The 14,378-nt window shown below is 42.5% G+C and carries 15 protein-coding genes and 1 tRNA gene; 8 read left to right on the forward strand and 8 right to left on the reverse strand.

Going from position 1 to position 14,378, the window contains the following annotated elements; genetic code table 11:
- Positions 1-170 precede the first annotated feature (170 nt).
- Both AUJ82_08460 and AUJ82_08465 read right to left on the reverse strand, forming a co-directional pair.
- Complete coding sequence (locus AUJ82_08460; protein OIO58545.1) at positions 171-1,715, reverse strand: hypothetical protein; 1,545 nt, start codon at positions 1,713-1,715, stop codon at positions 171-173.
- Positions 1,716-1,833: 118 nt separating this feature from the next.
- Entirely contained in the window at positions 1,834-2,127 is a 294-nt protein-coding gene (locus tag AUJ82_08465; protein ID OIO58546.1) for a hypothetical protein, read from the reverse strand.
- Between the two features lies 1 nt (position 2,128).
- Between AUJ82_08465 and AUJ82_08470 the strand changes: the two genes are divergently transcribed.
- From AUJ82_08470 to AUJ82_08490, 5 genes are read left to right on the forward strand one after another with little or no spacing between them, the layout of a single operon-like run.
- Complete coding sequence (locus AUJ82_08470) at positions 2,129-3,091, forward strand: hypothetical protein (protein OIO58547.1); 963 nt, start codon at positions 2,129-2,131, stop codon at positions 3,089-3,091.
- On the forward strand, positions 3,075-3,773 hold the full coding sequence (locus tag AUJ82_08475; protein OIO58548.1) for a hypothetical protein: 699 nt from the start codon (positions 3,075-3,077) through the stop codon (positions 3,771-3,773). The genes AUJ82_08470 and AUJ82_08475 overlap by 17 nt, the downstream gene beginning before the upstream one ends.
- A complete protein-coding gene (locus AUJ82_08480) occupies positions 3,770-4,363 on the forward strand; it encodes a hypothetical protein (protein ID OIO58549.1) in 594 nt (197 codons plus the stop codon). The genes AUJ82_08475 and AUJ82_08480 overlap by 4 nt, the downstream gene beginning before the upstream one ends.
- A gap of 59 nt (positions 4,364-4,422) precedes the next feature.
- Positions 4,423-5,055 (forward strand): hypothetical protein, encoded by a 633-nt coding sequence (locus AUJ82_08485; protein ID OIO58550.1) that lies wholly within the window; start codon positions 4,423-4,425, stop codon positions 5,053-5,055.
- Positions 5,055-6,932 (forward strand): hypothetical protein, encoded by a 1,878-nt coding sequence (locus AUJ82_08490; GenBank protein OIO58551.1) that lies wholly within the window; start codon positions 5,055-5,057, stop codon positions 6,930-6,932. Before AUJ82_08485 ends, AUJ82_08490 begins: the two co-directional genes overlap by 1 nt.
- A gap of 74 nt (positions 6,933-7,006) precedes the next feature.
- On the opposite strand, the gene AUJ82_08495 is transcribed toward AUJ82_08490, so the two are convergent.
- Entirely contained in the window at positions 7,007-7,207 is a 201-nt protein-coding gene (locus AUJ82_08495; protein ID OIO58552.1) for a hypothetical protein, read from the reverse strand.
- 56 nt (positions 7,208-7,263) lie between these two features.
- On the opposite strand from AUJ82_08495, the gene AUJ82_08500 reads away from it, so the two are divergent.
- A complete protein-coding gene (locus AUJ82_08500; protein ID OIO58553.1) occupies positions 7,264-8,277 on the forward strand; it encodes a hypothetical protein in 1,014 nt (337 codons plus the stop codon).
- Between the two features lie 7 nt (positions 8,278-8,284).
- Here the strand turns inward: AUJ82_08500 and AUJ82_08505 are convergent, their stop codons facing one another.
- From AUJ82_08505 to AUJ82_08525, 5 genes are all read right to left on the reverse strand, one after another.
- A complete protein-coding gene (locus AUJ82_08505) occupies positions 8,285-9,031 on the reverse strand; it encodes a transcriptional regulator (protein OIO58554.1) in 747 nt (248 codons plus the stop codon).
- A 22-nt stretch (positions 9,032-9,053) separates the two neighbouring features.
- Entirely contained in the window at positions 9,054-10,886 is a 1,833-nt protein-coding gene (locus tag AUJ82_08510; protein OIO58555.1) for a hypothetical protein, read from the reverse strand.
- Between the two features lie 21 nt (positions 10,887-10,907).
- On the reverse strand, positions 10,908-11,180 hold the full coding sequence (locus AUJ82_08515; protein OIO58556.1) for a membrane protein insertion efficiency factor YidD: 273 nt from the start codon (positions 11,178-11,180) through the stop codon (positions 10,908-10,910).
- Positions 11,177-11,560 (reverse strand): ribonuclease P protein component, encoded by a 384-nt coding sequence (locus AUJ82_08520; GenBank protein ID OIO58557.1) that lies wholly within the window; start codon positions 11,558-11,560, stop codon positions 11,177-11,179. The genes AUJ82_08515 and AUJ82_08520 overlap by 4 nt, the downstream gene beginning before the upstream one ends.
- A 294-nt stretch (positions 11,561-11,854) precedes the next feature.
- Positions 11,855-12,355, reverse strand: a complete 501-nt coding sequence (locus AUJ82_08525; GenBank protein ID OIO58558.1) for a hypothetical protein — start codon at positions 12,353-12,355, stop codon at positions 11,855-11,857.
- Positions 12,356-12,678: 323 nt separating this feature from the next.
- Here AUJ82_08525 and AUJ82_08530 point away from each other — a divergent pair.
- Positions 12,679-12,754, forward strand: a tRNA-Ala gene (locus tag AUJ82_08530).
- A gap of 61 nt (positions 12,755-12,815) precedes the next feature.
- Positions 12,816-14,372 (forward strand): hypothetical protein, encoded by a 1,557-nt coding sequence (locus tag AUJ82_08535; GenBank protein OIO58559.1) that lies wholly within the window; start codon positions 12,816-12,818, stop codon positions 14,370-14,372.
- Positions 14,373-14,378: the final 6 nt, after the last annotated feature.

Here is a 14,378-nt window from a genome sequence, read left to right on the forward strand (position 1 = left end):
TATCTTCCTGACAACGCCCGTTGCGGCGCACCTAATCGGCAGAACTGCCTATTTATTAAGAATCCCTATGTCCGCGCACACAGTACTTGACCAGTGGAAAGAGCATAGGGATCAAAAGGAAGCCAATCAGAATGCCAATGCTTCTGAAAAATAATTAATAGATTTCTCCCCTAAAAGAGCATAAAAGAAAGTGCCATAACAACCGTTGGGAACAACGCGCTCAAAAGCAACTTTAACGGAGAAACACCCCCCTCAAAATAATGGCTTAAAATGGACTGACCAGCCGGGTTCGGAGCATTAGCAATCACCGTTAAACCACCGCCCGTAACAGCGCCAGCCACGATCGCTTTCTGTAATACAATATTACCTTCAAAACTCGGTACCAATGTGGCTAAAAACGTAATAGCCGCGTTATCATTAAAGGCCGTTAAGACAGTTGCTCCAATAAATAATGGCAACTCACTCAACCCATGTAAAACAGGCTGGATCCACCATTGCTGAAGGCCACCATGAGTGACGAGACCAGCAAGGAACAAACCTACTAACAAAGGACCACGAATGTGCAATTGATTCTGATGGTTCATCGTCACTTGCGTAAACGCGAGGAAGAACAAAAACCCACCAATAAACAACGGAGGATGATGAAGCGTAAAGACTGTCCATGCCAAGAAAATAACGTGAACAAAAGAAATGAATATGGGTACTGGCACTTCCTTTTTATGAACGCGCTCTCCTTCCACAAAAGGGGCATTTGTGCCTCGCTGGTGTCTTACCTTTTTATCTAATTCTCTAAATTCCTTACGAAATACAAAATAGTAAACCGCAGTCGCAATTATGATGCCCGTAACAGCTCTATCTCCAAAATGAAGAAACATAAAGGGGGTATCCCAATTCCAGACATTAGCCACCATTAAAACAGGAGGTGCCGCAAAATGGGTCAATGTACCTCCCACTGAAATATTAACAAATAACAAACCCAAGGTTGCGTAGCAAAAATGCGCAGGCGGCTTTAAGTTATAAAACTGGCGCGCCAAGAGAAGAGCCGCAATCGTCATAGCAGCAGGCTCGGTAATAAATGAACCCAAAAGAGGTGCTATTATTAGTATGGATAACCACCAAGCCCCTGAGGAACACTTCCCTATTTTGGCAAAGATCTTCAAACAGTTTTCTGCCAATTTCAAAATCGGGCGAGTTGAAGCAATCGCCATAATCACCACCACAAACATGGGCTCAGTATAATTCACTTTGCCATCAATGTAGCCGACAAGACTTTTCCATCCAAAAAAGTATATAATAACAATAACTAAGGGAACGAGCCAAATAGCAAAGATAGCCTCAATCTCACCAAAAAAATGACATAGCTCTGATTTGAAGCAAACACTGGTATTAACTTCATTCTCACGGCCACTAGCAATCAGCATATTTTTATGTTTCTTTTTAAAAAACCCCGCTAATCGCTCAAATCGCGTTGCCATAAAGGTATGAATAATAGCACAGAAAAAAATCAATGTCGCAATTAAGTTAAAGGGGTTCACCTCCACACGGTGTTTTAGTATATTCCACAAGTCCGTAATTTGGGCATCACCATAACTATGAATATGCAATGGAAATTCTATTGTTTGTGGGTTCACTTCCTCACCATGACAAGCAACCAGAATAAATACAAAGCTACCCAGTGTTAGCAAAATCCATTTAATATAATTTGTAATCTTCATTATTTCTTATTACTCAAATTCATAATATATTACAGATTTTGAACGGCATCGGCTGCCTTATTCAAAACCTAGACTCACTAAAAAGTCATTAACGACTTTGCTAAATATGTCAATCGATTTATACTTTTGAAGTTTCCAAAAAGCAGGTACAAAAGAGGCAGAAGAGAGCAAACAAGGCAAGTGAAAGGTTTTTAATAGCGTTTTTTACTTGTAATTTAGCCATGCTTACGGTTGTATAATTAGGAACGATTTCAATTGTCATCCCCAAAAACAACCGGTTTTCAACCCTATTTTTTCGCCGTACATAGTTGCCACTATCCTGAATGATTAAAAATAAATCCAGCGGCCTCTTCCTGGAACTCTCCGGCCACTCCATAAAGGTGATCCGGACGAACTCGTTTACCCCACCCATAGTGATTGAAGAGATCTGCGAGTGCGACCCTAGTAACGAAGCCGAGGCTAAAGAATTTATTCACGCTATGATGGGGACCAAAAAGGGTCAGTTTTCCCGGGCCCTCTGCTGTATCTACCCCCCAAGTCGCTTTGTTAGAAAAGTCACTTTAGAAAATGCGCTTAGAGCGAAGGAACCCAATTTCTTTCCTAATTATATTCGCGAGCAACTCCAAATCGACCCGTCAAATTATAAAATCGCTATTCTTAACGCCAAGAATGGTGAAATGTATAACCCGGCTGGCATAATTCAAAAAGATTTGATTTTTTGCGGAGCATTGAGTCACGAACTCTCCGACCTGCAAAATCAATTACTATCCTATGGGGTTTACCCAGAGCGCGTTGAGATCGCTTCGCTTTCAATACTCGGTGGGCTCACCCGCTATAGTACCATCGACAAAAGTCCAACCCTGGCCTTGGAAATTACGCCCAACAGTGCGTCCGTTTACATTGTTAAGGATGATCACCTAGACCTCTCTCGCCCATTAGCCTATGGTCTGAATAGCATGGTTCCTTTAATCCAGAAGCAACTTGGGCTTAAAGATGAATCTTCCGCGCAAAAGCTCCTTTACGCAAATACGTTCGACTTTACAGAAAAAGGCCCCGTACTTTTAAATAAACTCATCCGAGAACTTCAAGCGTCTATCGGTTTTTATGAGGTACAAACTGGCCAGACGCTAGAAACCTTTTTCTTATCCCCCTTGCCTCCTAACCTTGACTGGATCAACCAAACGCTTGTCCAATTTCTGGGCATGAATGTCTTTTCGCCCAATATCGCAAAATGGCTCGCTTCCTTTCAAATTACAGCAAGTGAGCATGTCGACTTAAGCAAACTAGACTACCATTGGTTTGGCCCCGTAAGCCTGCTAACTTCCATCACGCCTCCTCCTGTTATTTCAGAAAAAACTAGTGCAAAAAAGAAATAAAAGTAACCCGTTTTCCAGCGTCCCCTGGCACCCGAATTTCCGAGATACTGAAACGCTCCCGGATACAAAGGTCATACGTACTGAATTTCTGGTTAACATATTCGCGATCACAATCGCACTGCTCCTCCTTGGCTTCTATATTTTTGAAGAAATACAAGCAGGTGTTATTCGCAATGAAAATGAACTTTTGGAAACAAGAATTCAGTCTCTCTCTTTCACAAATAGGCGTTTCCTTAAGACCAGTAGCGAATTTAAACAAGATGCCATCCTCACGCAAGAGCTTCAATACTTCTTTCACCCATCTCTTGACCCTCTCGCGCTATTAATGGAGCTTTCTGAAACAAAGCCAAGCGATATCGTGTATGATTCTATTGCAATTCTCGAAGATCAGCTGGTCACCGATAAAGAGATTAATCGCGTCTACACAGTTAATATAACAGGTGCCGTAAAGGGTGCGTTTGATGAAGCCCTGGAAGCCATGAACCGCTACACTGATATGTTAAAACTTCAACCTGGTTTAATGGAATATCTTGTGAGCATAGAAGTGGTCTCCCTACAACGTGATGCTGCTTCCGAATTATTTAACTATTCATTGAAATTGATTCTGGATCCTTCGCTTCCTCCGCTCAAATCAGAGAAACAGGAGCCTGAAAGCACAAAAGATTCGAGCATTTCCGCATGAACACTCAGCAACTCATTTTAAAAGCAAAACAATACCCTTTCGCCATTGGAGCCGGGCTGCTTTCTCTTATCATAATTCTATTGATTTACTTTCGCTCGGATAGTGTCCCTGAGCTAGAACAACGTTACGATTATCTAAAACGCCAAAATACGATCCTGGATTCAAATAAGATCAATTCACAAGGTTTGGAAGCAGACCTCCAAAAATTAAATACGATCTTGATAAATATCAACGAACGTATGCTCAATCCTTCAGATCGGGCTCGTAACTACCATTATTTCTTTAGTCTCGAGCAAGCTACTAAGGTAAAACTAAAGGATCCTCGGCAAGAGCTTGTAGAGCCTTTTGTTACTCCCGCTAGCAAAAAGAAGAAAAATAAGAAGGACAACAAAGAACAAGCTTTTGTGAGCAACTATTACATCGAAGCCTCGGGTACTTTCCCTGAACTTTTGGAGCTTATTTATCAACTTCAGGTTGGCTACTTCTTCGCAAGAATTACCCGTTGCGTTATATCTCCAGACTCCTCAGCCGATCCTAGTAAACTCAAAATACAATTAAACATCGGCTTCTTTAGCAAAAGCGCAAACTAATACCCATGCGATTTCATCTCTCAGTCACGTTAACCATTCTGCTACTGCCTTTCTTAAGCATGCAAGCCGCCGCAATCCCGTTTGATGCCGCGGGGTTTGAAAAGGTGATCAGCATTAAAGAAAGAGAGGCTATGCTTGCTGAAGGAAATCGAAATATTAATTTGCAAGACCTTCAACCCTACCCTGACTTCGCACTATACCCAAACCCGTTTGTCTTTGAAGCGGTTCGTTATAAAAAAAACCAATCGCAAACTCAGCCAAAGGATATGACACCCGGTAAACAAGGCCCGCCGGATGATGAAATCCTCAAAACCATTATTAGCCTGGTCAACCCAACCGGTTACATGATTCGTGGCGATTATAAAGTTCTCATTTTTGATAAAAACAAAGTAGCGGAAGGAGAATCTTTCATCGCAACCGTAAACTTCCGCCCCTACATTATTGTTGTTGAATCAATCAACAAATCAAATTATATTTTACGTTTAAATAAAGCCACTATTTCAAAAAAGCTCGGCCCCGCAACCCAGGGTACAGTTCGTCTGTCTAGTGAAGATACCCATGATGTTAACATAAACTTTGATAACCCTTATATCAAAAGAGCTAAACCGGAAAATAATAATACCTCAACAGAAGCAACTACCCCTCCCGAGCCAAAACCCGAGCCCGACCAACCCGAAATTTCTAAGCCTTAATGACCTTTATGCGAAAACTCATCCCCTCTCTGGCACTTTTTGTCTTAACGCTTCCTCTGCTCGGCCAGGGATTGCAAAGCGATGAAGAAGCACAACCGGAAATCTCCCCTTCAGTGATCGATTTTTCTTCCGAAAATCAAGCTCCCCTAGAGTCGAAAACAAATTTTCAAAACATCCCAGAGCTCTTTCCTCAACCCACGAGCACAAGTGGCGTCACTCTAGAATTCCCATCAGATACCACGACTCAAGAACCAACTTCTATATCAGATGATGAATTGATTTCCGTTGACTTTCCTGAAGAGGAAATTCGTACCATCATCCGTAATGTCTCAGACCTTTACGAACTCAACGTAATCATCCCAGACAGCCTCATCGGCAGTACTTCCATAAAACTGCGTAACGTCACCTGGCGCCAAATCTTTAAAATCGTCCTGAAACCCGTTGGCTTCACGTTCACTGAGGATAGAAACATTATTTATATCGTTTCCCTCGATGAGTTAAATCAGGAGCCCATGGCTCTGCGCACTTACAGTATTAAATATGCTACCGCAGAAGAGGTTGCCACTTCGCTCAGGCCTCTTATTGAAGGTGGCGGTGGCGGTGGCCAAATTCAGGTCGATAAACGCTCCAATTCCATAATCATTCGTGACCGTCCTTCAACCTTGGCCGAGATTGAACAACTGCTCGCAACTTCCCCTCTCGATAAGCCACGCGAACAAGTGTTAATCGAAACTAAGCTTGTTGAAATGAACGATAACGATGACGGAGCCCTGGGCTTTGACTGGAGTTCTCTTGCCGCTCTAGATGTCTTCAAAACAGGTTTTGATTACCTCTACGAACCGGTTAATGTTGGCTCAAGAACAACAACGAATGCTATTCCGAATTCTCTGATCACCACCCCGATTCCACAACCCAGTGGCACACGCGCACACATCGCTTTCTTTAACGCGAACCAATTTAACGTCCTACTCAATGCCATAGAAACAAAAACGGACAGTAAGCTCGTCTCTAACCCAACTATTATCACCCTTAATAACCAAACGGCCACCATGTTGGTTGCAGATAAATACCCGGTCATCACAACCCGTTTCAATAGCCAAACAGGTACCTACGAAGCTAGTGACCCGATTATTCTCGATCTGGGGTTGACACTAGAGGTCACACCATTTGTTAACATGGGTGCGGACTTGATTACCCTCCACCTTAAGCCAAAAGTGAGCCGAAAAGGAGCAGACGTTGTTTCTTTAGGCGTGACTTATCCGATTGAAGAAGCTCGACAATTTGATACCTGGATAAGTGTTCGCAACGGTTACACAGCTGCCCTGAGCGGTTTCATCCGTCGTGATATCCAAGATGTCGTTAACAAAGTTCCTATTTTTGGTGACATTCCTGGATTAGGAAAACTCTTTTCCTCAAAAGCCAAAGTACATAATAAGCGTAACTTAATTATGTTCATCACCGCCCGAACATTGAGCCCGGAAGGTGCTACGTATAAGGACATTATTGATCCTCGCCTCTTCAACGCTTTAAAGCTCAATGCTAGCGATGTACCCGGCTATGCCTTTGATAATCAAGTTCCCGGTCTAGAGCGCATGTCTCCCGCAGAACGCAAGTTGATCGAAGACCTTCAAAAAGAGCGTAATAAAGAATCTGATGAAAAAGCTAGACTCCAACTGGAAACAAATCTGATTCGTGAAAAACAAGCTTTTGCTTCTGAAATGAAGAAAGTGAAAAACGAAAAAGACAAAAAACGCTCACGAGAGGCTCGCAATAAGAAAAACAAAGCGCAAACCCTCTCCGGCACAGATAGTACAAGTACCGATCAAACCACGGAAACATCCACTTCAAGCCGTTCTCGCAGAAGTCGCAGTCGCTAGGTTTTTACACAATTGCCAACAACAAAAAAGATCATGGTATATACCATGATCTTTTTTTGTTCTTATGAAAGAGCCTAATTATTTCCCTCTGTTGCATTTTGTTGTCCTACAGGGGATTTAAGCAGGTCAACAAACTTCTTAACAGTTCCTTTTATTTCATGGCTTACCTTCTTAACATTCTCATCGAAATCTTTGTTAACATTCCCCCATCTCAAACTCGATTCTTTGCAACAATAATAAAAGGTAACATCCCATATTACAATCCCCCCTTTCATTTTTTATCGCAATTCTCATCCCATTCCGCCATCGTAAATGTTTACTTTAACAAAACATGGCAAACGCATCTCTCGTAGCAAATTCACCCAGAAAATTAAGCTTTACGGATATTATAGGCTCGATTGAACCTCATTTTAAAGCACTCGATCATTTTCTCTCCGCACAGACAAATGAAATTGAGCCCGAGCTTCATGAACTTGCTCAATACTGCATCAACCTGTCCGGTAAGCGTATACGCGCCTCTTTAGTTTTTCTAAGTGGTTGGACTTCAGATAATATTGTATCCAGTGATCTCGTCCATATTGCGGCCATAATCGAATTAGTCCACTTGGCAACTCTTGTCCATGATGATATTTTAGATAAGGCCTTCATCCGAAGGAACAAAGCAACACTGTCTCAAAAATTTGGCAATAATGAAGCCATATTGTTCGGAGACGCTCTGTTCTCACACTCGCTCAAAATAGCGTCCGATTTCCCCACAACCCTCGTCTGTCGATCCATCGCAGAAGCCACTCGCCGCGTTTGTGCCGGCGAAATAGCCCAAACGTTTTTTAAAAACAACACACCCATTTCTCTCACCCAATACTACCGTATCATAGACCTCAAAACAGCTGAGCTCTTTCGCGTAGCCTGCGCTCTGGGAGCTACTTTTTCATCCGATAATCAAGCCTTTCATGAAGCTGCCGCTAACTTCGGCCGCTCACTCGGTATTGCCTACCAAATTTATGATGACTTAATCGACTTCTTTGGTGAAGAAGATACGATCGGTAAAACCCTCGGCACCGACCTCAATGAACGCCGCTACACACTTCCCGTTATTTTGTTAATGGAGAACGTCGCTCCCGAAGACCGCAAGCAACTCCAAACCCTTCTTGCATCCCAGGAAAATTGTTTCGAGCACGTGAAGGCCCTCATGGACAAGCATCAGATTAAGGATGCCGTTGTCCAGTCATTATTACAAGAATTAGAAACGGCGGAAGCGAGCCTCAAACCATTTGAAGCTCTTCCCGCAGTACCAAAGTTGCTAGCGATTAAAGCCTTCCTCCTTCAAAAGGTCCAAGACTTATAAACGAATACTATTCCTCAGTTAGCAAACTTGGATCAATATCAAAGTTTGTGTGTACACTTTTGACATCCTCTAAGTCCTCAAGCTTTTGAAAAAGTTGTAACACTTTTTTCGCCATCTCGGGGTCCGTTACCGCAACTGTAGTATTGGGTATATAGACTAACTCAGCAGCCTCACAGCTTATTTTATTATCTTCAAAAGCCTTTGCTATTTTATCAAAATCATTCACGGCGCACAGCACTTCAAAGTGATCTTCTTCAACTTGAATATCCTCAGCACCCGCTAACAAAGCCACTTCAAACAAGCGCTCTTCATTGACCTTTTCGGCATCAATCAAAAATTGGCCCTTGTGTTGAAAATTATAAGCCAACGCCCCCGCTCCGGCAAGGTTACCCCCAGCCTTAGAAAAGGTGCTGCGAACTTCGGAAGCGCTGCGATTCTTATTGTCAGTCGTCACTTCAACAATAAAACCCACACCACCCGGGCCATAACCCTCATAAAGGAGCTGCAGAATCTCAACGCCTCCTAGCTCCCCAGTTCCTTTTTTAATAGCACGTTCAATATTATCGGCAGGCATATTCGCTGCCTTGGCATTGTTAATCACCGTACGCAAGCGCGAGTTGAACTCGGGGTCGCCCCCGCCCGCACGCGCTGCTATTGTGATTTCCTTGCCGTATATGCTAAAGAGTTTCCCCCTTTTCGCGTCTATTGCTGCCTTATGACGTTTTGTCGTCGCCCACTTACTATGACCAGACATATATTTTAATACTTTAAAAGAATTACTTTTTCTTTGACTTCAGACCTTTTGTCTTCGAATTTTTCCTCTGAGACTTTGTATCAAGCACCACAGGAGCTACTACGACAGGATCCTTCATCTTTTTCATCAGGCTCTGCTGTAGGATAGTCAACAAGTTTTGAACCGTCCAATACAACACCAAACCTGAAGGGAAATTATAACAGAAAATTAGGAAAATAAACGGCATAAGCTGGAATATCTTCTTCTGCATATTGTCCGTTGTAGGCGTAGGCGTCGAACGCATCTGCCAGAACATAGACAACGCCATAATAAACGGCAGTATATTTACAGGGAAGCCCGATACAAAGCCAACGGTATCCGGTACAGAAAGGTCATGTATCCACAGGAAGTTCGCAAAGCGAAGTTCTGAAGAGGTACGTAACATAAAATACAAGCCCAAGAAGATCGGCAACTGCACCAATAATGGTAAACAGCCCGCTGCAGGGTTCACTTTATTCTCTTTGAAGAGACGCATCGTCTCCGTCTGTATTTTCTGAGGGTTATCCTTATACTTCTCCTTAAGCTCTTGCAAAGGCTTTTGTATCTTTGCCATCCGGCTCGCAGAGCGCACTTGTATAGCAGTCAACGGCCACAAAATTAATTTAATGATGACGGTTACGAAAATGATCGTTAAGCCCCAGTTTGGCACAATGCTATGTACCCACTTCATCATCACAAGCAATATCTGGCTTATATAGCGGAAGAAACCAAACTGCATAATCAGGTCTTGCTTCTGCCCCATCGCCTCAAGTCTTGTATACTCCTTAGGCCCTACATAATATTCCATGCCTATCAAGCGGTCTTTGCCAGACTCTATCTGCCCGATGCTAAATTCTAAACTTCCCATCAATCCTTCTTCATAAGAATCCTTACCAAGGTCGATTGTGCTTACATAGATACCATTCGCTGGTATCTCAGGTGTCAATACACTCGTAAAGAACTGGTTTTTAATGGAGCCCCAAATCACCGGACGAACGGATTTATAAACTTCCGTTGCAGCAGATTTCTTTCCAATTCCAAAAAACCCTTTTGAATCATGAAAAGTACCTATTTTGACAAATTCCGCATCATGGCCGTTATAATAACCAAAATTCAAATACTCACCAAAGGTATCCCCTTCCGTTGGAGGGTAAGCACCAATCGCAACAAATAAACTCTTCAAATCAATATCGTCAGAGCTTTTATTAACAAAACGCGTCTCGTGCGACACAATATAAGGATCATTTTTGTCCTCGTTATCAGTAATGCTATACCCGCGATAAATCTCTATGCCTTCCGGGGTTTTTGCGCCAAATAGTATCTTATCGTTGCCTTGACTAATCAATTCAAACTGCGGCGCGTAATCTTTTAAACTACCGTCACTTCCTAGGTAAGCTAAGGCCAAAGCCGCTTTCTTACTGTATTTATTAAATACATACGGATCCGGATCCCCCTGTGCTTCAGGGTATTTCTTAAGCGCAATATCCTTAATGCCGCCACCTCTCGTTGTGAAGCGTACATTTATAAAATCATTCTCTAAACTATAAACCTGCTCTGCAACCTCGGGGAACTCTTTTGCAAGCTCCTTTTCTTCCGAAACCACCCTAAACAAGCCGTTTTCTTCGTCTGTTGGTTGGCTGATTTTCGTAAACCGTTTTCCTTCTCCGGTTAACTTCGGCTCCTTGTCCGTCTCAGTATATGTCTTTATCTCTTGTTCTTGGCTTACCAATGCGCGAGACTGCTCTGCACGTTCGGTTGTTACTTTGCTCTGCCAAAACATGAGTCCAAATGCTGCTACCAGCAACACTGCCCCAATTAAACCATTCTTTTTGTCCATAATATTCAATAAAGTGACTAGTTAACTTCTTTTTTTTAAAAATGTAAAGGTTTTAGGTACCGGATCCTCTCCTCCTTCATGAAATGGCTGGCATTTTGATAACCGTGCCACCATTAGCCACGTGCCTTTTAAGAAACCATGCGCCTTATATGCCTCAATCGCATAGGTGGAACAAGTGGGAGTGAAACGACATCTCACAGAAGCCCCAAATACAGCCACAATAGCAGGAGAAAGCACGTACTGGTACCCCCGCAACAACAGCACCATTATAAATGCCATTGGCTTGCGAATCATGAAGGCATATCCTCATCATTTGGCTTCATCTGCGATGCTTCTTTACTGATGCGGTCACACGCTTTTAAAAAACGCCCTTCAACTTCGCTGTAGGCAGACTCCGTCACCCCGGATCTAGCAATCACCAAGAGATCACAATGCTTAGGCAACTTTTCCTGGTTTAAACGAAAGATCTCCCTAAAAATCCGTTTTGCTCGATTTCTGACAACAGCATTCCCAACTCGGGAAGACGCAACCAGCCCCAACCGTGGCAACCCCGTTTCTTCGGGCCTCAATTGCCACAAAACAACAAAAGACCCACAATTGATCCGTTTTCCTGAACTTTTCAGGCTTACGAAATCAAGTGCACGCCGAATATGTTGGCAATGCCTAAATCGCATTAACTTACCGCGGAACCGCGATTGGATCAAACAGGAGATGCTGCTAAACGAGCACGTCCCTTACGACGCTTATTAGCCAATATCTTGCGCCCAGCGCTTGTCTTTAAATACTTACGGAACCCACATTTACGTGCGCGCCTTAGCTTTGATGGATTATATGTCGGTTTCATAACTTTCTATAAATCTTATTTAACAAATGAAAATACCTATAACAACAGAATTTCGTCGTTTGTCAAGCATCTTATCAAATAGATTCTTAAGTCTTAAAAATGAGCTAAAACAAACCAACAACGATCAATCATCTATCATTTTACCCAATAAGCTCGCACCAAAATCAGTTTCATCTTCCTCGCAAGAAACCACCCTCTTTAGAAAATCTTGCATACTCACTGTTCCCTGCAAAAACCCGAAAATATAGTCTGAATTAAAACGTTGCAGTGCGTTGTCCGCTATTTTACCAGCATCTTCACCATCCAAACCCGTGGCAGTACAAATTTCTTGGCTCACACGCGACTTAGCCCATTCTTCGGCCGTTAAACCCCCTTTAACCTTTTTAGCAAAATAATTCACCACAAAGCTCAAATCAGCATCGTCTTCTTCGGAATCTGCAAAAAATGAACTATCGTCATCGTAAATACCTGTATAAAAATCTGTACTGCAAGAGGAATATGTTTCTTCTTTTTTCTCTTTTAAAACATTCACCGGCGAAACATCTACATTCAATTGCAGATCCGACAACTCCTCAGCTGAAGCATCAAATCCAGAAGCACTTAAGGAAACATTCCTACTCGACATACTTTTCATTTCTGACTTTTCGTTGTTTCGCAAACTGCCAGAAGCAAGCAATCTTCGTGTTGATTCTCCCCTTTCCCTACTTCTACTTCCACAACAATATGAAAACAGACTCAAACTAACACTCCTAACACTAATACCACCAATAACCATATAATATATTTTATTTGCAATTAATATTAAATTAAAACCAAACAATCACCAAGTGTCAACAGGAATAAATACGCAATTGGACTCCCACAAAAGAGGTGAATAGGAATATGAAAAGGCTCCAGCTTTTTTGGTTGACGTTTTCTTTTAATACGCAAGAATAGGCAATTCGAAATGGGGACGTAGCTCAGTTGGAAGAGCGCCACAATGGCATTGTGGAGGTCGTCGGTTCGATCCCGATCGTCTCCACCATTTATCTTGATCTACTCCATTCCATGCAGTAGGTTAAAAGATAGATCCTTTTAATATCCCCTTGAAAGCCAATAAAGCTAGAATAATTGTTGTTGATGATGATTTTGCAGGCTTGGAATTTATGTCCATCAGCCTGGAAATGCTTGGGCTTGATGTGAGTAAAGCCTGTAGCGTAAAAGAAGCTAAAAAGATCATAGAAAAATCTGGAATACATACCTTTGAGTGTGTGTTAACCGATTTTCGCATGCCGGAAGAAAGTGGGCTTGATTTACTGGAATGGGTACAGTTAACAGACCCCGCGCTATCTACTATCATTATTACTGCGGAAGGGGAAAAAGATTTGGTACAGCGTTCTCTACGTGGAGGAGCCCTAGATTTTTTGGAAAAGCCAATTAACCGCAAAGCACTTCAAGAAGCTATTTCTAATGCGATTGAAACCACGCGAAAGAAGCGAGCCACGGCCAATATAACCCAGGGAGTAAAAGAAGCCGGGCAGTATGACCAGATATTCAAGGCGATACGGGCGAGGGAAGTTGAACATCTTCTGAAGTATTTTTTTCACCCCTTATCCGATGTGGGCGGGGACTTTATCAATGTGCTAAAAATAGCAGAAAAAAAGTTTTTGATTCTCGCAGGAGATGTATCCGGGCATGATATACGGGCTGCCTTTGTGTCCGCTTACTTTCAGGGCCTAGCACGCGGACTGTTAAAGAAGTCTGCATCTATTGAAGAGATTGTATCCTATTTTAACACGATATTAAACCGAGAGTGGGCAAACAGTGCTGACCAGGATCTCCCCAGTACTTTTCCGCTATCGGCATCTCTTTGCATATTAGCTTCCACAGTAGATTTTGAGGCAAACACGCTACAAATACTTAATTGTGGCTTTCCAGAGCCTTTTTTTATCGACAAAAACGGGCTAATACAACCCTTTAAGGTAGGCTACCCCCCCCTTGGCTGGATCGAGGGAGAGTCTTATAAAGAAGCGAGTGTAGACATACACCCCCTTGCGTACTTACTAGCAGCAACGGATGGCTTAATAGAATTGGCCAATAATCTGCAGCTCAACTTCATGAGTTTATCCTACTACCTCCTGAATCATTCCTCAGAAAAGGCTAACAGTATTTTGAAAGTTTCTACGGATGATGTGTTGATCTTTAAATTTCAACTAGCGCCAGAACTCACGAAAACAGAACGTTACTTTCCGTTAGTCTATGAGGTGATACCGGGTAATGAATTTCAAATTATTGATTTTTATCAAGAGAAGTGGGAAAAAAGCCTGAAGCTGATTTTTGAAGACAGGTTAGGCGCAAAGTTAGATGATATACTGCACGGCGCACGGGAAGCTGCTCTCTTATCCCTAACCCTTTCCTGCGAGAAACTACAGACGAAGCTTTGTAGCCTCCAAATGGTTTACTGCGAAGCCTTAAATAATATTACAGTTTATGTACGTGATCCCGATGCCCAAATAACGGATCAGGCTAAAAGAGCAGAGCGTATTGAGGCAAAACGCAAGGCAATTGCTTCGTTAATGGAATTTTCAACTTGTTCTATCGAAGAAGCTTACGCCTCAATTAAAATGGAATTTCAACTCGATTTACTCCACCAAAACACCTAAACAAGA

The organism is Verrucomicrobia bacterium CG1_02_43_26, from assembly GCA_001872735.1.
In the GTDB taxonomy this organism is placed as follows: Bacteria; Verrucomicrobiota; Verrucomicrobiia; order Opitutales; family CG1-02-43-26; genus CG1-02-43-26.